Consider the following 22,544-nt stretch of genomic DNA (forward strand, 5'->3'; position numbering starts at 1 on the left):
CCGCTATATGCGGCTCCGCGCCCCACATCGCGAGCCTCTCCTTATGCTGACGACCCACCCGTTCCAGCCCGAAGACGGCGATCACCTGCGCGAGGAATGCGGCATCTTCGGCGTGTCGGGGGCGGAGGGTGCCGCCGCGCTCGTCGCCCTGGGACTCCACGCGCTGCAACACCGCGGGCAGGAGGCAGCCGGGATCACGACATGGGACGGGCATCTGTTCCACACCCATCGTGCGATGGGGCATGTCGCGGGCAATTTCGACCGGGACGAGATCATCCGCGCGCTGCCCGGCGACGTCGGCTGCGGCCATGTCCGCTATTCCACCACCGGCGAGACCGCGCTGCGCAACGTCCAGCCGCTATACGCCGACCTGGCCACGGGCGGCTTCGCGATCGCGCACAACGGCAATATCTCGAACGCAATGAAGCTGCGACACGAGTTGGTCCGCCGCGGTTCGATCTTCCAGTCGACCAGCGATACCGAGACGATCATCCACCTCGTCGCGACGTCCAGCTACCGGACGCTGCTGGACAAGTTCATCGACGCGCTGAAACGGGTCGAGGGCGCCTATGCGCTGATCGTCATGACCCCCGACGGCATGATCGCCTGCCGCGATCCGCTGGGCATCCGTCCGCTGGTGATGGGCAAGCTGGGCGATACGATCATCTTCGCCAGCGAGACGGTGGCGCTCGACGTCGTGGGCGCGGAATTCGTTCGCGTCGTCGATCCGGGCGAGCTGGTGATCGTGCGCGGCGAGGAAATCCGGTCGATCCGCCCGTTCCAGGAAGTCGCGGCGCGGCCGTGCATCTTCGAATGGGTGTATTTCTCGCGGCCCGATTCGATCGTCGACGATCATTCGGTCTATTCGGTGCGCAAGGAAATCGGCGCGCAACTGGCGATCGAATCGCCGGTGGAGGCGGACCTCGTCATCCCCGTTCCCGATTCGGGCGTCCCCGCCGCGATCGGCTACGCGCAGGAATCGGGCATTCCGTTCGAACTGGGCATCATCCGCTCGCACTACGTCGGCCGCACCTTCATCCAGCCGGGGGACAAGGTCCGCCACCTTGGCGTGAAGCTGAAGCACAACGCCAACCGCGCGCTCATCAAGGGCAAGCGCGTGATCCTGGTCGACGATTCGATCGTCCGCGGCACGACCAGCCTGAAGATCGTGCAGATGATGCGCGAGGCCGGCGCGGCGGAGGTGCACATGCGCATCGCCTCGCCCCCGACGCGCCACAGCTGCTTCTACGGCGTCGACACGCCGGAACGGGGCAAGCTGCTGGCGGCGCAGCACGACGTCGGCGGCATGACCGACTTCATCCATGCCGACAGCCTGGCGTTCGTGTCGATCGACGGGCTGTACAAGGCGCTGGGCGAGGCCAGTCGCGCGGACGACCGGCCGAAATATTGCGACGCCTGCTTCACCGGCGACTATCCCACCACGCTGACCGATCATGACGAGACGACGGCGGAGGATCAGTTTGCGCTGCTGGCCGAACGGGTGAACTGACATGGACCTGCCGTTGAAGGACAAGCTCGCGCTGGTGACCGGCGCCAGTCGCGGCATCGGCGCGGCGACCGCGATCGCGCTGGCGGCGAAGGGCGCGCACGTCGTCCTGACCGCGCGCACCGCCAGCGGGCTGGAGGCGGTGGAGGAAGCCATCTTCGCCGCCGGCGGCTCCGCCACGATCGCGCCGCTCGACCTGACGCAGACCGATGCGATCGCGCGTCTGGCGACCGCGATCGGCGAGCGGTGGCAGGCGCTGGACGTTCTGGTCCTGAACGCCGGCACGCTCGGCACGCTGACCGCGGTGCCCGCGATCGATCCTAAGGAACTGGCGCAGGTCCTGACGCTCAACGTCTCGGCACCGGTCGCGATGATCCAGGCGTTCGACCCGATGCTGCGCCGATCCGACGGCGCGCGCGTCGTCGGCCTGACGACCAGCGGCACCGCGATCGGCCGCGCCTATTGGGGCACCTACGGCGCGTCGAAGGCGGCGTTCGAGGCGCTACTGTCCTCCTACGGCGATGAGATGGAGGCGACCAGCAAGGTTCGCGTCGCGCTGGTCGACCCCGGCGCCACCCGGACGAAGATGCGCGCCCGCGCCTATCCGGGCGAGGACCCCGCGTCGGTCAAGCCGCCGGAAGTCGTCGCCGACCGCATCGCCGCGCTGGCGGTGGCGGGCTTCCCGGCGGGTCACCGCGAGCGGGTGGAGGGCTAAGGACCCCTCCGTTCCGGCTGAGCGAAGTCGAAGCCTATGCGCATACCCTTCGACGTCGCTCAGGGCGAAGGGAAGGTCGGGGTAAGTGGCGGTCGGTCAGCGCTTGACCAACGTCACCTGCACCACGTCGATCCCGCCGCCGCGGAAGCCGCCCTCGCAATACATCAGGTAATAGCGCCATAGCCGCCGGAAGCGGGCGTCGAACCGCGGGGGCAGCGTCGCGGCGTCGAACCGGTCGCGCCAGTCGCGCAACGTGTCGGCATAGTCGAGCCCGAACGCCGCCCGATCCTCCCACGCCAGCCCCGCGTCGTGCGCCAGCGCGCGGAACGTCGGTTCGTGGATCAGCGATCCGCCGGGAAAGACGTAGCGCTGGATGAAATCCACCCCGCGGCGATAGCGGTCCCACACGTCGTCGGCGATCGTGATGAACTGGATCGCCGCACGCCCGCCGGGTTTCAGCCGCGCAGCGATCGTCGCCAGATAGGTCGCCCAATATTCCGGCCCGACCGCCTCGACCATCTCGATGCTCGCGACCGCGTCGAACGTGCCGGCGACGTCGCGATAGTCGGTCAGCGCCACGGTGACGCCCGTCAGTTCCAGCGCGGCGACATGATCGCGCTGCTCGGTCGACAAAGTCAGCGCATGCACCCCCACACCCGCCGCCGACGCGGTCGCCGCGAACGAGCCCCAGCCGCAGCCGATCTCCAGCACGCGCTCCCCCGCCCGCGCACCCGTCCGCTCCAATATGCGCGACAGCTTGCGCCGCTGCGTCTCCTCCGGCGTCCCGTCGCCCAGCCCGCTGGAATAGGTCAGCGTCGCATCGAGCCATTCGCGATAGAAATCGTTGCCCAGGTCGTAATGCGCCGCGATGTTGCGCCGCGCGCCACGGCGGTGGTTGCGCCGCAGCCGGTGCCACGCCCGCATCGCCAGCCGCGCCGCCGGTCGCGCCCGCGCGACGTTACCCAGCGCCAGGCGGTTTCGCATGAACAGATCGAAGATCTGCACGGGATCGGGGCTGGTCCAGTCCCCCGCCTCCCACGCCTCGTACCAGCCGATCGATCCCCCGGACACCAGCCGCCACAAGGCGCGCCACCGTACCAGCGTCACGACCGCCAGCGGCCCTTCCGCATGGCCGCCGATCAGCCGGCGCGTCCCGTCGGGCAGCGTCGCCTCGATCGCACCCGTCAACAGGCCGCGATCGATGCGATCGAGCACGCGATGGAACGGCCCGGCCAGCAGCCGCGCGCGCCTGTGCATTGTGTTCCGTACGACCGTGCCCGCGTCCATGCGGGCGCGGTTACTTCACCTTCGCGTTCGCCGCCAGCGCGCGTTCACGTGCCTCGCGATGGCCGATGATCTTGGCCGGATAGTCCTTCGGCCGGCATCCCGCCGCATCCGGATCGTGGATCGCATCCCCCCGCACCTTCGCCAGCTCGGGCACCCATTTGCGGATATAGTCGCCCGCGTCGAATTTCTCCGACTGCGTCAGCGGCGCCATGATGCGGCCGAACATGTTGGCGTCCACGCCGGTGCCCGCGACCCATTGCCAGTTGACGGCGTTGTTGCCGTAATCGGCATCGACCAGGCAGTCCCAGAACCAGCGCTCCCCCTCGCGCCAGTCGATCAGCAGGTGTTTGACGAGGAAGGACGCGGTTATCATCCGGACGCGATTGTGCATCCAGCCCAGCGACCACAATTGCCGCATCCCGGCATCGACGATGGGATAGCCCGTCCGCCCCTCCTGCCACGCCTTCAGGTCCTTCGGCGACCGTCGCCACGGCAGGGAATCATATTTCGGTCGCCCATTCTCCGCACCGTATTCGGGCAGCGCCAGAATCACGCCCGACGTGAAATCGCGCCACGCCAGCTCCTGCCGGAACGTCGTGTCGCCCCGCCCCGTCGCGTGCCACACCGTCCGCGCGGAAACCTCGCCGAAATGCAGGTGCGGCGACAGCTGCGACGTCCCGTCCTCGTCCGCGGGCATGTTGCGACGGTGGTCGTATCCCGACAGGTCCAGCGTCTTCACCTTCTTCAGCGCCGCCGCCTCGCCCGACGTCCAGTCGAAGCCTTTGGACCAGTCGGGCTTCGTCGGCAGCAGGTCCCACGACGCCAGCGTGTCCGATGCGGGCCAATGCTCCGGCGCGGGAATGCTGCGCGGCATCGCCAGCGGCTCGTCGGGCGGCAGGTGCGATTGCAGCGCCTTCCAGAACGACGAATAGATGCGATATTGCCCGCCCGATCCGGTGGTGACGTCCTCCAGCCGCGCGAGGTGATTGCCGTCGTACAGGCACAGTCGCTCGCCCAGCGCCGCGTCAACGTCGCGCCACCACGGTTCGTAATGCCGCATGGCGTGAATGCGATCGGCGTCGACCTCGTCCTCCAGCCGGAACAATTCCTCCGCCGCCTTGCCCCGCCGCAGGATCAGCCGGCTGCCCTTGGCCGCCAGTGCGTCGGACAGCGCGGTCAGGCTGTGGTGCAGCCACCACCGCTGTGCCGCGCCCATGCGGCGGTCGCCCGGCGTCTCGTCGTCGAGGATGTAGACGGGCACGACCGCCCCCTCGTGTGCGGCGGCGACGAGCGCGGGCTGATCGTGGAGGCGGAGGTCCTGTCGGAGCCAGAGGAGGCTGGTCATGCCGTCCCTACGCCGCGTGCGATGCGCGGTTCCGCACGATCTCGCATCCCACGCGGGCGTCGGGATAGACGTCGAGCTTCATCGACCGTACCCGCACCTCGCGCACCCGATGATCCGACAGGCACTGCGCCGCGATCGCCTCCACCAGCGTTTCCTGCAACGCGAAGCCCGGACCGTCCGCCAGCGCACGGATCCCGTCGCGGATCGTGTCATAGTCCAGCACCTCGTCGATCGCGTCCGCGCTGGGCGCCAGGGGATAGTCGACCGTCAGGCGCACCGACAGGCGGACGCGTTGCGGCACCTGTTCGTGGGGATGGATGCCCAGCCGCATCGCGACGTCCAGGTCGTCGAGGAGGATCGCGAAATCAGCCATGTCGGTCCTTCTCGAACATCACGTCGCCGTCCCGTTTCAGAAAACGTTGCCCCGCGTCGACCCAGATCGTCTGTCCCGTCACGCTCCGCGCCTCCAGCAGCCAGACGACCGCGGCGGCGACATTCGCCGCCTCGACCGGGCGTTCGAGCAGATTGGCACGCGCCACGCGATCGAATTCCGCGTCCGATTGATCCCCGCTCTTCAAAGTCAGGCCGGGCGCGACCGCATTGACGCGGACCCGCGGCGCAAACGCCTGCGCCATCATCGTCGTCGCGCCGGCCAGTGCGTATTTGCTGAGCGAATAGCTGAAATAATCGGGGTTGGGATTGGCCAGTTTCTGGTCGAGCAGGTTCACGACCGCGCCCTCCCGCCCCTGAGCGGCCAGTGCGGCGGCGAGGATCGCGGGGGCGACGCAATTGACCGCATGGAGGCGTGCCGCGAGCGCGGGATCGATCGCCTCAGGCCGGTCCTCCTCGAACAGCGACGCGGAATTGACCAGCCCGTCGATCGCGCCCGCCGCCGCCGCGCGCGAGAACATCGCCGCGACCGTCCCGCTGCGGGACAGGTCGCCGCCGATGCACGTCCCGCCAAGCTCCGTCGCCAGCGCCTCCGCCGCGTCGCGCGAGCGGCCGTAGTGGATCACGACCTCATGCCCGGCCTGCGCCACCGCCCGCGCGATCGCCGCCCCCAGCCGCTTCGCGCCACCCGTCACCAGCACGCGCATGTCAGGCGGCCCCGCTCACGACGTCAGGCCCATCAGTGCCAGCACTTCCTTCCGGCTGCGCTCGTCATCGCGGAAGACCCCCATCATGCGGCTCGTCACCATCGACACCCCTGGCGTGCGCACGCCGCGCGCGGTCATGCAGGCGTGGCTCGCCTCGATCACCACGGCGACGCCCTGCGGCTTCAGCCCGCTCCAGATGCAGTCCGCGACCTCCGCGGTCAGCCGCTCCTGCACCTGCAATCGCCGCGCATAGGCGTGCAGCACGCGCGCCAGCTTGGAGATGCCGACCACATGGTCGCGCGGCAGGTACGCGATGTGCGCGCGGCCGATGATCGGCGCCATGTGATGTTCGCAATGCGACTGGAACGGAATGTCCTTCAGCAGGACGATCTCGTCGTAGCCGCCGACTTCCTCGAAGATGCGCGACAGATGGCGCGCGGGATCGTCGCCGTAGCCGGCGCAATATTCCCGCCACGCGCGTGCCACCCGGCGCGGCGTATCGACCAATCCCTCGCGCGCGGGATCGTCGCCCGCCCAGCGGATCAGCGTCCTCACCGCGTCCGCCACCTCGTCGGGGACGGTCAGCTTCCCGTCCGGATCGACCGCCGGCGATGCGCCGTACGCGCCTGCACTGTTTCCGTCGCTTGCCATCCCCGTCCTTCGATCGTTGCGCCGCATTGCAGCATGATGTGAGTTCAAATTCGAAACTGTTTCATTTATGGCACGTGCGTGACGACGCGCAAGAAACTGCCGCGGAATCGATTGACGATTGAAATTTTCCGTCGCTAGTCTCCATACCGGAATATCGAAGAACCGCGACCCGGTAACAAATCGGGCGCGATCCAGAGGAGGGGATGGCCATGAGGAAATTCGATCTGTTCGCTGCGTCCGCCATGTCGGCGATCGCCCTGTCCGCCGCGATGCCCGCATATGCGCAGACCGGCACGACCACCAGCGCGGAAACGACCGCCCCGACCGGCGGACCCGGCCAGGAGGCGACGTCCGCGGATACCGGCCCGACCTACGCCGGCGACATCGTCATCACCGCACAGCGCCAGTCGCAGCGGTTGCAGGACGTGCCGATCGCGGTGTCGGCCTTCACCGCCGAGAACCTGGAAAAGCAGCAGATCGTCAATTCCACCGCGCTTCAGCAGACGTTGCCGAACATCACCTTCACGAAAACCAACTTCACCTCCTCCAGCTTCACGATCCGCGGCATCGGCGACCTGTGCGTCGGCGTGACCTGCGACAGCGCGACCGCGATCCACGTCAACGACATGCCGCTGCTGGGCACCCGACTGTTCGAAAGCGAATTCTTCGATCTCGAACGGGTCGAGGTCCTGCGCGGGCCGCAGGGCACCCTGTTCGGCCGCAACGCCACGTCGGGCGTGGTGAACTTCATCACCGCGAAGCCCGACCTGTCGGGCATCCGCGCGGCGGGCGAGTTCGAGTATGGCAATTACGATTCCAAGCGCGTGAAGGGAATGTTCAACCTGCCGCTGACCGACACGCTGGGCGTGCGTGTCGCGGGCACCTATCTGAAGCGCGACGGCTATACCGAGAACCTGTATACCGGCAACCGGATCGACGACCGAGATCTCTACGCGGTGCGCGGTACCCTGTCGTGGGAGCCGTCGCCCGACACGCGCGTCGACCTGATCGGTTACTACTTCCGCGAAAAGGATCGCCGCAGCCGCATCCAGAAGCAGCTGTGCCGCCGCGATCCGTCGGGCGTCCTGGGCTGTTCGCCCGACCGGCTGGCGTTCGAGACCACGAACGCGAATTCGACCCTGTCGAGCGTCCTGACCAGCCGCGAGTTCTTCACCATCGGCGTCAGTCCGGCCGTGGCGCCGTTCGCGCTGGGTAGCATCTATCAGACGCAGGACCAGTTCTTCGGCGTGGTCAATCCCACCGACGTCCGCCAGGTCCGCATCGATTACGAGCCGACCTATTTCGCCGAAGAGCAGCAATATACGGTGAAGCTGTTCCATGATTTCGGACCGGTCAGCTTCAACTTTACCGGCGGCTACATGGAAAGCAGCGTCGATTCCACGTCGGACTATAATCTGGCGGTGGAAAACTCGTTCTCCGCCAATGCCGGCCTCAACCTGCTGAACGCGATCGGCCGCCCCGGCCTTCCCGGCGCGACGTTCAACAACGTTCGCCAGTACCTCATCCCCAACGGGCCGAGCAGCCTGTGCCAGTCGATCCCGGAACCCAGCAACACGGGCGTGTATGGCGGCAATGCGGTCTGCGCGCCCACCAGCCTCGACTATGACCGTTCGGTCGGCCGCAATCGCCAGTATTCCGCCGAAGCGCATATCGACAGCTCGTTCGACGGCATGTTCAACTTCCTGCTCGGCGGCATCTATTTCGACAGCAAGGCGACGAACGTCGACTATTACGTCAACGCGTTCGGCCTCGATTACGCCACCGGCATCCTCGGATCCGCGGCGACCGGCGGCACGTCCTACCTCGCCTCGCCCTTCTTCCGCAGCAACTCGCCCGAGTTCCGGCTGAAATCCTACGGCATCTTCGGCGAAACCTATTTCGAGATGAACGATGCGCTGAAGGTCACGCTGGGCCTGCGTTATAACAACGACAAGAAGGACGTGACAGCACGCACGACGCTGGCGAACGTCCCGGTGCCCTTCGGTGCTGCCACCGCTTTCCCGCAATTGGATAGCGGTGCGGTCGACTTCGACGCCACGCGCCCGGGCAACCAGCCCTACGCGCAGGATTCGGTCAGCTTCCAGCGCCTGACCGGTCGCGCCGTGGTCGATTACAAGATCACGCCCGACAACCTCCTCTACGCCTCCTATTCGCGCGGCTACAAGTCGGGCGGCATCAATCCGCCACTGTCCCCCGTCTTCTCCGTCCCGACGACGTTCGCGCCCGAAAAGGTCGACGCGTTCGAGATCGGGTCGAAGAACACCTTCGGCAACGGGCAGTTGCGCCTGAACGTCACCGGCTTCTACTACAAGTATCAGGGACTTCAGCTCAGCCGCATCGTGGCGCGCACGTCGGTCAACGACAACGTCAACGCCAACATCTACGGCGTCGAGGCCGAAGCCGTCATCAGCCCGATCCCCGCCTTCGTCGTCAACATGAACTTCAGCTACCTGAAGTCGAAGGTCGCCGACGACCGCTTCCTCGCCAATCCGCGCGATCCCTCGGGCGGCCGGTCCGATGCGGTCATCATCAAGGATATCACGAACGCGTCGAACTGCGCCATCATCCCGACGACCGCGGGGAACGTCACCGGCGTGAACACCTATGTGGCGGCGGTCAATTCCGGCATCGGCCTGCGAGCGCCAGCCCCGCTTCAGGGCACGAACACGACGGGCGCGTTCAGCGTCTGCTCGGCACTCGCGGCGACGGCGGCAAATCCGCCGGCTGCGCTTCGCGCGCTGTTCGGCGTTCCCACCGGTGCGCTTCCCTTCACGGTGCTGGGATCGGGCGTGGAGGTGAACGTGCGCGACAACAGCCTGCCCAACGCCCCGACCTACAAATGGGCGGTGGGCGCGCAGTACACGATCGACATGGGCGGCAGCGGCTGGACCGTGGTACCGCGCGCGGACCTCAACTACACCGGCAATGCCTGGGGCACGATCTTCAACAAGAACCCGATCGACCGCATCCAGGGCTATGAGGTCGTCAACGCGCAGGTGCAGATCAACGCGCCCGACGATCGTTTCTACATCCGCGGTTTCGTGCGCAACCTGACGCAGAACGACGCGACGACCGGCATGTACGTGACCGACCAGTCGTCCGGCCTGTTCACGAACATCTTCTCGATCGAGCCGCGCACGTACGGCGTGGCGGCGGGGTTCAAGTTCTGACCCCCACTTGCGGGATGCGCGGCGACGGGCATCCCGCAACCTTTTGCCCGGTCCGTCCATTGCCGACGGGCAAGAAGGAGTGGGTGAACATGAAGGATCCGAAGAAGGGCGACGACGTCACGTGGAAGTCGCATGGCGGCACCGCGCACGGAACGGTCGAGAAGAAGCTGACCAAGGATACCACGATCAAGGGGCACCAGGTCCGTGCCTCCCCCGACGAGCCGCAGTTCCTCGTAGAGAGTGACAACGGCGGAAAGGCGGCGCACAAGGCGTCCGCGCTCAAGAAGGCGTAACCCTGATTCATGCCGGCGCTTGGGGCCGGCCCATAAGGAAGGAACGACATGGCGACCACGACGACGAAGACGAAGACGGGCGGCATCCACGCCCCCGTGCAGCCCTCGGCCGAGCTCGGCGCGGTCGTCGGCAACGACCGCCTGCCCCGCAGCGAGGTCATCAGCAAGGTGTGGGAATATATCAAGTCCAACAACCTTCAGAACCCAGAGAACAAGCGCGAGATCCTGGCCGACGAGAAGCTGAAGAAAGTGTTCGGTCGCGACAAGGTGACGATGTTCGAGATGAACAAGTACATCGCGCAGCACGTCAAGGCGTGATCCGTCGCGCACCGGCCATGGCGGATGCGCGGTGCGCGTCCCCGGCCGGTGCGTCACGGCACCGCACATGGTTGATCGTGTGCCCGCGCTGCTCTACCGACCGCGCGCGTGCCCCCGTAGCTCAGCAGGATAGAGCGACGGTTTCCTAAACCGCAGGTCGTGAGTTCGAATCTCGCCGGGGGCACCAGCGGTCCGGTTGCGGTAGATGGGTTGCGCGGCTGCCGGATCGATACGGCCGGTCGACCGACGCCACGCCCGTGACGACAATGGCGCGGTGGGAGCCGGGCGACCCGCGACGAAATCGTTGCGGCTGCTTCCTTCCGGACCTGACCGGGTTGGCGACGGCCGCGCCCACCCGACTCCCATGCGCCCTATGGCGGAGCCGGGCGGGACGTTCAAGCCATCAGCGACGAACGCGCCGGCAAACTTCGACCCGGCCGTACGGACCCGGCCGCCAGCGGCACACCGTCCGCACGCGCGGTCCGCGGTTCCAGCGTCGCCCGTTCCAGTATCCGCCGCGATAATAGCCGCGCGGGGGGTAATGCCAGCGACCATGATGCTGGTAGCGGCCGTCGTGCCATCCACGCCCGTCGCGCCACCGCTGCGCCTCGGCAGGCGCCGGGGTCATCGCGCTCGCCGCGACCACGCCGGCTAGGGTGAGAGCCATCAACTTCATGTCGGATACTCCTTTCACGCTACATGCCGGGATGATGGGTCAGGGGCGCTGCACCTTTGCTGAACCCGGCGGTAAGGCGAACGACAGGTTCGCGTGATCGGCAGAAAGCCGGATCTGGCACCCCAGCCTGCTGGTCGCCACCGCGCGCGGCAGCATGTCGAGCAGGTCTTCCTCCTCTTCCGTCGCACCGGGCAGCCGCGCCATGTCGTCCGGCGCGATCACGACGTGGCAGGTCGCGCAGGCCATATCGCCGCCGCACGTCCCCTCCAGCGGCAATCCGGCGCGCTGCGCCGCGTCCAGCAACGTCTCGCCGATCCGGGCGTCGATCGCGACGCCGTCCGCATTTATCCTCATGCCGCGATCCGTTGCGCCGACGCGGCGGCGTGCAACCGGTCCAGCGCAGAGATCAGTTCCGCCTCGGTCGTGTAGCGGCCGAAACCGATCCGGATCGACGACCGCGCCGCCCCGTCGTCCAGCCCGATCGCGCGCAGTACATGGCTGGGACGCCCCGACCCGCTGGCACAGGCGGACCCGGCGGAGAAGGCAACGTCGCGCAGGTCGCTCATCAACCGCGCGACGTCCAGCCCCTCGCGCCGGACATTCAGGTTCCCGCGATAGCGCGGTCCGTCCGATCCGTTGAGGATCCAGCCGGGCAGCCTGTCCCGCGCCGATGCCCACAGCGCCGCGACATGCGTCGCATCCTCCGCCGCCCGTTCGTGCATCAATCGCGCCGCGGTGCCGAAACCGGCGCAAAGCGCGGGCGACAACGTGCCGGACCGACCGCCTTCCTGGTCGCCGCCGTACAGCAGCGGCGACAGCGTCACGCCGTCGCGGATCCACAGCGCGCCGATCCCCTTGGGCCCGTGCACCTTGTGCGCCGACAGCGCGATCAGGTCGCAACCGTCCGGAATCGGCACGCGGCCATATCCCTGCACCGCGTCGCACAGCATCAGCGCGCCCGCCCGGCGCGCCGCCGCGGCCAGGGTCGCGACAGGCTGGATAACGCCGATTTCGTTGTTGACCAGCATCGCCGCGACCAGGCCGGTGCCCGGCGGGATGTCCGCCGGTCGAACGATCCCCTCCCCGTCCACGGGCAGGACCGTCGTCGCCCGTCCGCGCGCCGCCTCCGCCCTTGCGGTGTCGAGCACCGCGGCGTGTTCCGTCGCGACGGTGACGATGCCGCCGCCCGTGCCCCGGATCGCCCAGTTCAGCGATTCGGTCGCCCCGCCGGTGAACACCACGCGCCCACCGTCGGGCAGCAATCGCGCGACCTGCGCGCGCGCAACTTCCACCGCCGCCTTCGCCGCCCGGCCGGGGCGATGGGCGGAATGCGGGTTCGCATGCTGATCGCGAAGCCAGGGAATCATCGCCTCCAGCGCCTCGGGCGCCAGCGGCGTCGTCGCCTGATAGTCCAGATAGGTCATGCCGCGAACGATCGCGCGGTCCGCGCCACGCCGCGCCACGCCGCGATGAAGCGGTCGACGTCGGCATCGGTGGTGGTACGGCCGAAGCTGACCCGGACGACCTCCCGCGTCGTCTCCTCGGTCCAGCCCATCGCGCGCAGGACGTGGCTGGGCTTCATGCTGCCGCTCGCGCACGCGCTGCCCGCCGACACGGCGATGCCGTCCAGGTCGAAGCGGATGAGCTGCGTCATCGCGGCGACGCCGGGCATCCGATAGCTGCCGATCGCGGGATGACGTTCCGCCGCCCCGGCCACGACGTCGCCGCCGGATCGCCGGATCGCATCGTCCAGCCGGTTGCGCATCGCGCTGTGATCCGGTTCCGGCTCGGCGATGGCGGCGGCGAACGCCAGGATGCCTGGTACGTTCTCGGTCCCGGGGCGATAGCCGCGTTCCTGCCCGCCCGTGGGGGCCAAGGTCGCAAGATCGCGGACCAGCAACGCCCCGACGCCGGGCCCGCCGCCGCGCTTGTGCGCGGACAAGGCGACGAAGTCCGCATCGCCCGCAAGTCCGGTGGTCGCGGGCATCTGCGCCGCATCGACCAGCAGCAGCCCCCCTGCGCCGTGCGCCGTCTCCGCCACCGCGTGCAACGGCTGCCGCACGCCGGTTTCGCTGTTGCACCATTGGACCGCCACCAGCGCGTCGCGCGCATCGATCGTCGCGGGATCGACGCAACCGGCGGAATCGACCGCGATGGTCTCCGCCCGCCCCGCGCCCCGCAGGCAGGCGTCATGCTCCACCGCGGACACCAGCCGTCGTGTCGGCACCGCGCGGGTCAGCACGATCGCCAGCGACTCGCTCGCACCGCTGGTGAACAGGACCTCCCCCGTCCATCCGTACGCCGCCGCGATCCGCGCGCGCGCCTCCTCCAGCATCGCGCGCGCGGCCCGCCCGTCGGCGTGCGGCGACGACGGATTCGCCCACCGCGCCATCCCGTCCACCAGCGCGTCGCGCGCAGCTGCGGTCATCGGCGTTGTGGCGGCGTGGTCGAGATAGGTGCGTGGCGGCAACAAGCGTTCCAATATCCTGATCCGGGCCTATATAGCGCGTGATTACGGGCGCCCAACGCCCTTGCCTTGCGAGACATCATGCCCGAAGTCATCTTTCCCGGTCCCGACGGTCGTATCGAGGGACGCTTCGTCCCGGCACCGCGTCCCCGCGCGCCCGTCGCGATGATCCTGCATCCGCATCCCAACGCCGGCGGAACGATGAACAATCGCATCGTGCAGGAACTGTACAAGACGTTCCAGCGCCGGGGGTTCGCCACGTTGCGGTTCAATTTCCGCGGCGTGGGCAAGAGTCAGGGAACGTTCGACAACGGGATCGGCGAGTTGAGCGACGCCGCCGCTGCGCTCGACTGGGTGCAGAGCTTCCATCCGGAGGCGCAGACGACGTGGATCGCGGGCTTCTCCTTCGGTGCGTGGATCGGCATGCAGCTGCTGATGCGGCGGCCGGAAATCCGCGGCTTCATCTCGGTCGCGCCGCCCGCCAACCTGTACGACTTCTCTTTCCTCGCCCCCTGTCCCTCCTCGGGCATCATCATCCAGGGCGCGGAGGACGAGGTCGCCACGCCGATGGCGACGCAGAAGCTGGTCGACAAGCTGCGGACGCAGAAGCACATCACCATCCATCACGACACGATCCCGCGCGCCAACCATTTCTTCGAACACGAGATGGAGGACCTGATGCGGTCGGTGGACAATTACCTCGACATGCGCCTGGCGCCCGACAGTCCGATCAAGTGACCGCCGCCGGCGGGCGCCCCATGAACGAACGGCTGCGGCTCGGGGCCTGAAAGGTCCGAGCCGCAGCCGCTGGATACCGCCGGTCCGAACGGACCGCAGGCGCGTTCGCGTTACTTGCGAAGGGTGAGACCGCCGCCGAACCGCTTGTTGAAGCGTGCCACCTGGCCGCCCTGATCGAGCAGCTGGCCACGACCGCCGGTCCACGCCGGATGCGCGAGCGGATCGATTTCCAGCGTCATCGTGTCGCCTTCCTTGCCCCACGTCGAGCGCGTCTCGTACACGGTGCCGTCGGTCATCTGCACCTTGATCGAGTGATAGTCGGGGTGCGTGTCTTTCTTCATCGTCGTATCTCCGCAATGGCTGGTTTCCGACCAGCCGGAAAGGAAGCGCGCGCCTACAGCGGCCCGCCCGCAAAGTCAAAGCGGGCCGTCTACGTCTTGGGCGGGTCCGCGATCATCGCGGTGAAGGCGGCCTCGGCGGCCAACTGACCGTCGATCGTGGCACGGCCCGCGAACTTGCAGACGCTTGACCGCTTCTGCACGAACTCCACCTCCAGCCGCAGCAGGATCCCGGGTTCCACGGGCTTGCGGAACTTCGCATTCTCGATCGCCATGAAATAGACGAGCTTGCCCGACCCGGCGAGCCCGAGGCTCTCGACCGCCAGGATCCCGGCGGCCTGGGCCAGCGCCTCGACGATCAGGACGCCCGGCATGATCGGACGGCCGGGGAAATGCCCCTGGAAGAACCCTTCGTTGAAGGTCACCGCCTTGATCGCCGTGATCGAGCGATCGGGCACGATCTCCTCCACCCGGTCGACCAGAAGCATGGGGTAGCGATGCGGCAACGCCGCCAGCACGCGCGTGATGTCGAGCGGTCCGATCACGGACCCGCCCGACGTCTCACCGGCGTTCGCGGAAGGATCGCCCATCCCGGCTCAGCGCCCGGTCGGGCGCCGCGTGGTCGTCGCGGGCGCGGGCGTCGCGGTCGTAGCGGCGGCGGCACCGGCGGCGCCCTGCTGCTGGCCCGGCTGCCAGTTGGCGGGCGGCGTGGTGGTCACCGACGGGACGGCCCGGTCCAGCTCCGCCGTGATCGCCGACGTGATGTCGGCGGCCGGATTGGCGAACAGCGCGGCGTTGGGACGCAGCAGCAGGCTGACGTTCTTCGCGCGCACCGCGGCGTTGACCGCGTCGGGCAGCTTCGCCGAAATCTGTTCCAGCGCATAGGCCTGCGCACGGCTGGCGGGGGCGGTCAGGCGCTGGAGCTCGGCGTTGGCGGCCTGCTCCTTCGTCTGGATCGCCTGCGCCTGCGGACGCAGCGAGGCCTCGGTCGCGCCCGGCGCCGCGGCGGCGCGCTGATACGCGGTCACCAGCGGCTGCAATTCGGTGTTGATCGCGTTGCGGCGCGCGGTCGCCTGGTCCAGCTGGGTCTTGTACGTCCCCTGGATCTGCGTGCGCGCGGTGGCCCACGCCTTGGAATTGGCGACCGCGCCTTCGGGATCGGCGACCGCGATACCATTGACCTGCGCGGCGGCGGCGCCGCCGGCGAGCATGGCGGGGCCGGCGAGCGCGGCGGCGAGCAGGAGGGTCTTGAACGTCGTCATCAGAACTGTGTCCCTACGTTGAAGGTGATGAGTTTGGGGTCGTCGCCGGGCTGGGTCACCAGCGCCTTGGCGAGGTCGATGCGGAGCGGGCCGAACGGCGAGTTCCAGTTCACGCCGATACCCACGGACACGCGCGGTCGCGCACTGTCGCCCAGGAAGCGTTCCAGGAACGGCTGCGATGCGATCAGGGGCACGTTGGGGATGATCCCGTTACAGGCCCCGCTGGCATCGGGCAGGCCCGTGGCGCAGGTCGTCTGCACCGCCCCGCCCGCCGCGTTGACGAAGTAATAGAGCGGCGCGCCGGTGGTCGGATCGGTCTGCGGCAGCGGCAGGACGATCGTGTTCCCGTTGGCGTCGGTCGTGGTCGGGAACGTCGCGGTCGGGCGCGGCCGGGTGATGTTGAAGAGGCTGCCCATCTGCGCGTAGATCGACGGCCGCAGCCCCAGTTCGCGCGCGCCGGAGCCGAGCGGGATCTCCAGCTCGACACGGGCGAGGTAATATGCCTTCCCGCCCAGCGCGTCGTCGATGATCTGGTCCCGATCGGTGACCAGGACCTGCGCGCCCGACGGATCGGTCGTGTACGACAATCGCTGCACGCGCGGGCCGACGCCGCGGATGTCGAAGCCGCGGAACTGCGGCTCGCCCAGGTAGAAACGGTCGTTGATCCGGATGGGATCGCGGCCGTCGCCGGGCGACCCCTGCAACGAGTGGATGTAGCCGCCCTCGGCGACGATCGAGCCGATGAACCCGGACCCGATGTTCTTGTACTTCGCGCCCTCCAACCGGGTGCGGATGTATTTGACGTCCCCGCCGAGGCCCGCGAAATCCTGGCTGAACGACAGGCGCTGGCCCGCCGTCGGACGCAGCCGGCTGTTCAGGCTGTCGTAGATCAGCGAATAGCCGACCGCGGAGGTCAGTCGCTTGCCGAGCGCGTCGCACAGGTAGCGACCGGCCTTCAGCGGATCGCACTGGCCGTTGGTGAAGAAGCTGGCCTCGTCCAGCCCGACATCGTCGTAGCTGAGGCTGTAGCGACCGGCGAGCTGCCAGAATTCGGTCAGCGGCACGCCCGCGCGGACCTGGAACCCGGTCGACGTCTGGCTGTACGTCGTGTTGCGATTGGTGCCGATGAAGTTGAACGAATTGAAGTCGCGCCGGAACACGTCCACGCCCACCGCGATGTTGCGGTCGAACAGATAGGGTTCGGTAAAGCCCAGCTCGATCGACTTCGAATAGGTGGAGTAATTGACGCCGGCGCGCAATTCCTGACCGCGGCCGCGGAAATTGCGCTGCGTGATGTTCGCCTGGATGATGAAGCGTTCGAGGGAGGAATAGCCGGCCGACAGCTGCAACTCGCCGGTCGATTTCTCTTCCACGTTCGCCTCCAGCACGACGCGGTCGGGCGTGGTGCCCGGCGTCTGCTTGATCTCGAACTTGTCCTGGAAATACCCCAGGCTATTGATGCGATCCTGCGAACGCTTCACCTGGAACGTGTTGAACGCATCGCCTTCCGCCAGGCGGATTTCGCGGCGGATGACCTTGTCCTGCGTGTTCGTGTTGCCCGTTATCTCCACCCGCTCGACATAGGTGCGCTGCGCCTGGCCGATGTGGAAGTTGATCGACATGGTCAGCGTGTCGCGGTCACGCTGGAATTCCGGCGCGACCTGTGTGAAGGCGTAGCCGAACAGGCCCGTCGTCTGGCTCAAATTGTCGACCGTATCCTCGACCGCCTTGGCGTTGTACCAGTCGCCCTTCTTGATCGGCAGCGTCGTCGCCAGCTTTTTTCCGTCGAAGTCGCGGATATCGCTGTCGACGGTTACGTCGCCGAATTTGTAGCGCGGGCCTTCCTCCACCACGTAGGTGATGATGAAGTCCTTCTTGTCGGGCGTCAGCTCCGCCACCGCGCTGGTGACGCGGAAATCGGCATAGCCCTCGGTCAGGTAGAATTGGCGCAGCTTCTGCTGGTCGTAGGCCAGGCGATCCTGGTCGTACGACGTGCCCGACGACAGGAAGCGATAGAAGCGCGCTTCCTTCGTCGCCATCTGCGCGCGCAGCTTGCCGTCGTCGAAGACCTCGTTGCCCAGGATGTTGATCTGGCGGACCTTCGACTTCGGGCCTTCGCTGATCTCGAACACCACGTCGACGCGGTTCTGGTCCAGATTGACCATCTTCGGCTCGACCGATGCGGCGAACCGGCCCTGGCGCCGGTACAGTTCCACGATGCGGCCGACATCCTGGCGGACCGCGGCGCGCGTGAAGATCTGGCGCGGCTTGAGCTTGATTTCCTTGACGATCTTGTCGTCCTTCAACCGCTTGTTCCCTTCCAGGATCACGCGATTGATGATCGGGTTCTCACGCACGCGGATGACGATGTCGCCCGTCTCCGCCCCCGCGATCGACACGTCCGCGAACAGGTCGCTGGCGAACAGGTCCTTGATCGCCTGGTCGAGCAATTCGTTGGTATACGGCTGCCCCTGGCGTAGCTTGGTGTAGCTGAGCGCGGTTTCCGCCTCGATCCGCTGCGATCCTTCGACGCGCAGCGACTTGATGACGCGCTGGGCCTGCGGCGCGGTGGCGACGACGGCGGGGGTGGCCACCGGCGTACGCGCTGGCGCCGTCTGGGCCAGCGCGGGAACGCCGGAAAGCATGGTGCAGCCCAGCAGGGCCGCCGCGCGCAACCGCGAAGTCGAAGCGTTGTGGACGGTCACCGAAAAATCCCACTCGAGAGAAACCCGCGCGCGGTGCAGGGCCGCGTCGCCCTGCCCCAGCTTGCCCGCACGATCAACACGTCATCCCGTGCGCAACAGGCCGGACAGGGCATGCCACAGGCCGAAATTGCCGAGATCGTTGATCGTGACCAGCACCATCAGCGCCAGCACCGCCATCAGCCCCCCGCGATAGGCCCATTCCATCGCCTCCGGCGCGACCGGGCGGCGGCGCACCGCTTCGATCGCGTAGAACAACAGGTGGCCACCATCCAGCATCGGCACTGGCAGCAGGTTGATGAACCCCAGATTGATGGACACCAGCGCGATCAGGAAGACGAACGCGTCCCAGCCCAGCGACATCTGCTCGCCCGATACTTTCGCGATCGACAGGGGACCGCCCAGTTCCTTCACGGACCGGCGGCCGGTCACGATCTGTCCGATCGTTTCCACCATCATGCGCACGATCTGCCCGGTACGCGCGACCGCGACGACGGGGGCGTCGAGCAGGCCGACGGGCACGACCACCGGGTCGGTCGGCGAAATGCCCAGCAGGCCGACCTTGTATTCGTTCCCGAACCGGTCGCGCTGTACCTGCGTGGCGATCGTCGCGTCCACACCGGCGGCGCGGCCGTCGCGCACATACTCGACCCGAACGCGCTCGCCCGCGCGAATCTTCACGTACCGGACCATGTCCTCGAACGAATCCATCGGCCGATCGCCGATCGCGACGATCCGGTCGCCGGTGCGCAACCCGGCGGCGGCGGCGGCGGTGCCGGGGATCGCCTGCCCCACCACGGCAGGGGTCCGCACGTCGCCATAGGCGAGCGCGAAGCCGCCGAGGATCACGATCGCGAGCAGGAAGTTCACGACCGGCCCGGCGGCGACGATGATCGCACGCTGCCACACCGGCTTCGCCTGGAACGTCTGCGCCCGCTCCTCCGCGGGTAGCGCCAGCCATTCCGCCGACGGCTGCGACACGGCGTTCATGTCGCCCGCGAATTTGACGTAGCCTCCCAGCGGGATCCAGCCCAGCTTCCACCGCGTACCGCGGCTGTCGGTCCATCCGGCGACCTCGCGCCCGAACCCGATCGAGAAGGCATCGGCCTTCACCCCGAACCAGCGTCCCGCCAGATAATGCCCCATCTCGTGCACGAAAACGAGCGGGCCGATGACCAGCACGAACGACAGCAGGGTAAGGATGACACCGGGGGCCTGGATCAAGAGACGCAATCCTCTACGCGCTCGCCCGCACGCCGCCGCGCCTCCGCGTCGATCGCGAACACCGCGTCGAGCGTCTCCGGCGCGGCCGGGCCGTAACCCTGCAATATATCGTCCACGATTGCGGCGATTTCGAGGAAGCCGATCCGCCCCGCCAGGAATGCCGCCACCGCGACCTCGTTCGCCGCATTCAGGATCGCCGGCGCCGCGCCCCCCGCGTCCAGCGCGGCGCGGGCCAATGCGAGCGCGTGGAAGCGGACCGGATCGGGCGCTTCGAAATCGAGCCGGCCCAGCTTCACCAGGTCCAGCGCCTCCATCGGGGTCGCCATGCGGTCGGGCCAGGCCAGGCAGTGCGCGATCGGCACGCGCATGTCGCTGGGGCCGAGCTGTGCCAGCATCGACCCGTCGACATAATCGACCATGCTGTGGATCACCGATTGCGGATGGACCACGATCTCGATCCGCGCGGGGTCGATCGGGAACAGCCGCGCGGCCTCGATCAGTTCGAGACCCTTGTTCATCATCGTCGCCGAATCGACCGATATCTTCGCGCCCATCGACCAGTTCGGATGCGCCACCGCCTGCGCGGGCGTGACCTGCGCCATGGCGTCCAGTGACCAGTCGCGGAACGGCCCGCCGCTGGCGGTCAGGACGATGCGGCGCACGCGGTCGGGCCGGGCGAAGTCGAAGCATTGGAACACGGCGTTATGCTCGCTGTCCGCGGGCAGAATCGTCGCCCCGTGCGCGCGCGCCGCGGCCGTGACGAGGTCGCCGGCGGAGACGAGCGGTTCCTTGTTCGCCAGGATGACCGTCCCACCGCATTCGATCGCCGCCATCGTGGACGCGAGGCCCGCGCATCCGACGATCGCGCCCATCGTCACGTCCGCGCCCAGCGCCGCGGCGTCGCACACCGCCTGCGCTCCGCCCGCGACGGCGATGCCGGTGCCCGCCAGCGCGCGGTCCAGATCGGGCAGGCAGCGCTCGTCCGCCACCACCGCCAGTTCGGCATGGGTGCGGATCGCAGCGGCGGCGAGCTTCCCCACGTCGCAATTGGCGGTCAGCGCGCGGACGCGGAAACGGTCCGGCGCCCGCTCGACTAGGTCGAGCGTGGACGTGCCGACCGATCCGGTCGCCCCCAATATCGTGACCGTCCTCACGGCAGCAGGACGAGCAGCGCGGCGATCGGGGCGACCGGGACCAGCCCGTCGATGCGGTCGAGCACGCCGCCGTGGCCCGGCAGGGTGTTGCCCGAATCCTTCACGCCCGCCTGCCGCTTCAGCCAGCTTTCGAACAGGTCGCCGCCCTGCGCCAGCGCCGCCAGCAACGGCGTCGCCATCACGAGGCGGATCGGCAGGGCGGCACCCAAGTGAAGCACCACCGCCAGCATCGTCGCCGCGATCACGCCGCCGATCAGGCCCGCCCACGTCTTGTTCGGGCTCAGTCGCGGCGCCAGCTTCGGCCCGCCGATGCCGCGCCCGGCGAAGAAGGCGCCGATGTCGGTGGCCCAGACGAGCGCCATCGCCCAGAAGGCCAGGAGCAACCCCATGTCCTGCCGCCGCAACACGATCAACGCCATCACCGGCAACGCGCAGTAAAGGACTCCGGCGGCCAGGCGCGGCATGCGCGTGACGGCGGCGACGAAGAAGAACGCCGCCGCGACGAGGCCCAGCGTGAAGAAGTCGCGCGTTTCCAGCACCAGCCACGCCGGCGCCATCGTCGCCAGCGGTACGCTCAGCGCGAATTGCGCGAGCCGCTTCGTCTTCGCCGGGGCCTTTTGCAGGTCCGACCATTCCGCCATCATGAACAAGGCGGCGATCACCGTCAGTAGCCAGAACGCCAGACCGCCGAGCACGAGCGCGGTGGAGGCGACCGCGATCATCGCCACGCTGGCGATCATCCGCAGCCGCAGGTTCGACGGCGTCCGGAGTTTCGCGTCGGGCGCGCCGGGAAGCGGGTTGTCCAGGCTCACAACCCACCGTAGCGGCGCTGCCGCCGCGCGAACGCGTCGACCGCGGCGGCAAGGTCGTCGGCGCCGAAATCGGGCCACAGCGTCTCGACGAACAGAAGCTCCGCATAGGCCGCCTGCCACAGCAGGAAGTTCGACAATCGCTGCTCCCCCGACGTGCGGACGAGCAGGTCCAGCGGCGGCAGGTCGCGCGTTTCCAGTTCCGCCTCGATCGCCGCTTCGTCGATCGCCTCCGGCGGCAGGCGTCCGGCCAGGCGACGCGCCGCCGCGGCAAGCTCCGCCTGCGCGCCGTAGTTCAGCGCGATCGCCAGGATCGGCCCCGTGTTACCCGCCGTGCGCGCCAGCGCATCGTCGACCAGCGCGACGACGTCGCCCGCGAACCGGCGATAGTCGCCCAGCACGCGCAACCGCACGTTCTCGCGCACCAGTTCGGCCAGATCGTGCCGGATGAAGAATTTCAGCAACCCCATCAGGTCGCCGATCTCCTCCGCGGGACGGCGCCAGTTCTCGCTGGAGAAGGCGTAGAGCGTCAGCGCCTCGATCCCCATCGCACGCGCGGCGCGGGTGACCGCGCGCACCGCCTCCACCCCCGCCTTGTGCCCGGCGGCACGCGGCAGGTGGCGGCGCTTCGCCCAGCGGCCGTTGCCGTCCATGATGATGGCGACGTGACGGGGAAGAACGACCGAAAGCCCCTCCCTTTCAAGGGAGGGGTTTGTAGTGGGTGCGACACGCGAAGCGGGTCGCTCGTCGCGGAGCGGCGGCCGGGCGTC

General features: G+C 68.0%; 22 protein-coding genes, 1 tRNA gene, 1 other RNA gene and 1 pseudogene. 7 read left to right on the plus strand and 18 right to left on the minus strand.

Features of this window, described 5'->3' with window-relative positions; translation table 11 throughout:
- Positions 1–43: 43 nt before the first annotated feature.
- Entirely contained in the window at positions 44–1,510 is a 1,467-nt protein-coding gene (gene purF, locus ASG29_RS12560) for an amidophosphoribosyltransferase (RefSeq protein ID WP_082515978.1), read from the plus strand.
- Position 1,511: 1 nt separating this feature from the next.
- Positions 1,512–2,222 carry an SDR family NAD(P)-dependent oxidoreductase gene (locus ASG29_RS12565; RefSeq protein ID WP_055984428.1) on the plus strand — a complete coding sequence of 237 codons (711 nt, stop codon included), beginning with the start codon at positions 1,512–1,514 and terminating at the stop codon, positions 2,220–2,222.
- Positions 2,223–2,318: 96 nt separating this feature from the next.
- On the opposite strand, the gene ASG29_RS12570 is transcribed toward ASG29_RS12565, so the two are convergent.
- Genes ASG29_RS12570 through folE form a run of 5 tightly spaced genes read right to left on the minus strand, consistent with a single transcriptional unit; the run spans position 2,319 to position 6,602 of the window.
- Complete coding sequence (locus tag ASG29_RS12570) at positions 2,319–3,479, minus strand: SAM-dependent methyltransferase (RefSeq protein ID WP_055984431.1); 1,161 nt, start codon at positions 3,477–3,479, stop codon at positions 2,319–2,321.
- A 40-nt stretch (positions 3,480–3,519) separates the two neighbouring features.
- The gene (locus ASG29_RS12575; RefSeq protein ID WP_055984434.1) at positions 3,520–4,854 is read right to left on the minus strand and encodes a cryptochrome/photolyase family protein; all 1,335 of its coding nucleotides are present in this window, start codon (positions 4,852–4,854) and stop codon (positions 3,520–3,522) included.
- Between the two features lie 7 nt (positions 4,855–4,861).
- On the minus strand, positions 4,862–5,227 hold the full coding sequence (locus tag ASG29_RS12580; RefSeq protein WP_055984437.1) for a dihydroneopterin aldolase: 366 nt from the start codon (positions 5,225–5,227) through the stop codon (positions 4,862–4,864).
- Positions 5,220–5,951 carry an SDR family oxidoreductase gene (locus tag ASG29_RS12585; protein WP_055984439.1) on the minus strand — a complete coding sequence of 244 codons (732 nt, stop codon included), beginning with the start codon at positions 5,949–5,951 and terminating at the stop codon, positions 5,220–5,222. Before ASG29_RS12585 ends, ASG29_RS12580 begins: the two co-directional genes overlap by 8 nt.
- 15 nt (positions 5,952–5,966) lie before the next feature.
- On the minus strand, positions 5,967–6,602 hold the full coding sequence (gene folE / locus ASG29_RS12590) for a GTP cyclohydrolase I FolE (RefSeq protein WP_055984442.1): 636 nt from the start codon (positions 6,600–6,602) through the stop codon (positions 5,967–5,969).
- A gap of 209 nt (positions 6,603–6,811) precedes the next feature.
- Between folE and ASG29_RS12595 the strand changes: the two genes are divergently transcribed.
- The 4 genes from ASG29_RS12595 (at position 6,812) to ASG29_RS12610 (ending at position 10,591) form a co-directional block, all read left to right on the plus strand.
- The gene (locus tag ASG29_RS12595; RefSeq protein WP_055984443.1) at positions 6,812–9,793 is read left to right on the plus strand and encodes a TonB-dependent receptor; all 2,982 of its coding nucleotides are present in this window, start codon (positions 6,812–6,814) and stop codon (positions 9,791–9,793) included.
- Between the two features lie 89 nt (positions 9,794–9,882).
- Positions 9,883–10,086 (plus strand): DUF2945 domain-containing protein, encoded by a 204-nt coding sequence (locus ASG29_RS12600; protein WP_055985583.1) that lies wholly within the window; start codon positions 9,883–9,885, stop codon positions 10,084–10,086.
- 48 nt (positions 10,087–10,134) lie between these two features.
- Positions 10,135–10,404, plus strand: a complete 270-nt coding sequence (locus tag ASG29_RS12605) for an SWIB/MDM2 domain-containing protein (protein WP_055984445.1) — start codon at positions 10,135–10,137, stop codon at positions 10,402–10,404.
- 110 nt (positions 10,405–10,514) lie between these two features.
- A tRNA-Arg gene (locus ASG29_RS12610) sits at positions 10,515–10,591 on the plus strand.
- An 84-nt stretch (positions 10,592–10,675) separates the two neighbouring features.
- Here ASG29_RS12610 and ffs read toward each other — a convergent pair.
- The 5 genes from ffs to ASG29_RS12625 all read right to left on the minus strand — a co-directional run bounded on the left by ffs (position 10,676) and on the right by ASG29_RS12625 (position 13,508).
- Positions 10,676–10,770, minus strand: an RNA gene (gene ffs, locus ASG29_RS16470) — signal recognition particle sRNA small type.
- A gap of 37 nt (positions 10,771–10,807) precedes the next feature.
- Entirely contained in the window at positions 10,808–11,080 is a 273-nt protein-coding gene (locus ASG29_RS16795; RefSeq protein WP_156458003.1) for a hypothetical protein, read from the minus strand.
- 39 nt (positions 11,081–11,119) lie between these two features.
- A complete protein-coding gene (locus tag ASG29_RS12615) occupies positions 11,120–11,434 on the minus strand; it encodes a 2Fe-2S iron-sulfur cluster-binding protein (RefSeq protein ID WP_055984447.1) in 315 nt (104 codons plus the stop codon).
- Positions 11,431–12,504, minus strand: a complete 1,074-nt coding sequence (locus ASG29_RS12620) for a cysteine desulfurase family protein (RefSeq protein WP_055985585.1) — start codon at positions 12,502–12,504, stop codon at positions 11,431–11,433. The genes ASG29_RS12615 and ASG29_RS12620 overlap by 4 nt, the downstream gene beginning before the upstream one ends.
- Positions 12,501–13,508, minus strand: a complete 1,008-nt coding sequence (locus ASG29_RS12625) for an aminotransferase class V-fold PLP-dependent enzyme (protein WP_235532935.1) — start codon at positions 13,506–13,508, stop codon at positions 12,501–12,503. The genes ASG29_RS12620 and ASG29_RS12625 overlap by 4 nt, the downstream gene beginning before the upstream one ends.
- Positions 13,509–13,628: 120 nt before the next feature.
- On the opposite strand from ASG29_RS12625, the gene ASG29_RS12630 reads away from it, so the two are divergent.
- A complete protein-coding gene (locus ASG29_RS12630) occupies positions 13,629–14,285 on the plus strand; it encodes an alpha/beta hydrolase (RefSeq protein WP_055984450.1) in 657 nt (218 codons plus the stop codon).
- Between the two features lie 110 nt (positions 14,286–14,395).
- On the opposite strand, the gene rpmE is transcribed toward ASG29_RS12630, so the two are convergent.
- The 8 genes and pseudogenes from rpmE to ASG29_RS12670 form a co-directional block, all read right to left on the minus strand.
- A complete protein-coding gene (gene rpmE / locus ASG29_RS12635; RefSeq protein ID WP_055984453.1) occupies positions 14,396–14,626 on the minus strand; it encodes a 50S ribosomal protein L31 in 231 nt (76 codons plus the stop codon).
- An 89-nt stretch (positions 14,627–14,715) separates the two neighbouring features.
- Entirely contained in the window at positions 14,716–15,213 is a 498-nt protein-coding gene (gene fabZ / locus ASG29_RS12640) for a 3-hydroxyacyl-ACP dehydratase FabZ (RefSeq protein ID WP_055984456.1), read from the minus strand.
- A gap of 6 nt (positions 15,214–15,219) precedes the next feature.
- A complete protein-coding gene (locus tag ASG29_RS12645) occupies positions 15,220–15,885 on the minus strand; it encodes an OmpH family outer membrane protein (protein WP_055984459.1) in 666 nt (221 codons plus the stop codon).
- Positions 15,885–18,530, minus strand: coding sequence for an outer membrane protein assembly factor BamA (bamA, locus tag ASG29_RS12650; protein ID WP_082516101.1), 2,646 nt, complete (start codon positions 18,528–18,530; stop codon positions 15,885–15,887). The genes ASG29_RS12645 and bamA overlap by 1 nt, the downstream gene beginning before the upstream one ends.
- A 141-nt stretch (positions 18,531–18,671) precedes the next feature.
- Positions 18,672–19,811 carry an RIP metalloprotease RseP gene (gene rseP, locus ASG29_RS12655; RefSeq protein WP_055984462.1) on the minus strand — a complete coding sequence of 380 codons (1,140 nt, stop codon included), beginning with the start codon at positions 19,809–19,811 and terminating at the stop codon, positions 18,672–18,674.
- Positions 19,808–20,965, minus strand: a complete 1,158-nt coding sequence (gene dxr / locus ASG29_RS12660) for a 1-deoxy-D-xylulose-5-phosphate reductoisomerase (protein ID WP_055984465.1) — start codon at positions 20,963–20,965, stop codon at positions 19,808–19,810. The genes rseP and dxr overlap by 4 nt, the downstream gene beginning before the upstream one ends.
- Positions 20,962–21,705, minus strand: coding sequence for a phosphatidate cytidylyltransferase (locus ASG29_RS12665; RefSeq protein ID WP_055985595.1), 744 nt, complete (start codon positions 21,703–21,705; stop codon positions 20,962–20,964). The genes dxr and ASG29_RS12665 overlap by 4 nt, the downstream gene beginning before the upstream one ends.
- Before the next feature lie 68 nt (positions 21,706–21,773).
- Positions 21,774–22,502: pseudogene (locus ASG29_RS12670) on the minus strand (isoprenyl transferase); the annotation flags it as partial.
- Positions 22,503–22,544 lie beyond the last annotated feature (42 nt).

The organism is Sphingomonas sp. Leaf412 (genome assembly GCF_001425405.1).
Lineage (GTDB): Bacteria > Pseudomonadota > Alphaproteobacteria > Sphingomonadales > Sphingomonadaceae > Sphingomonas.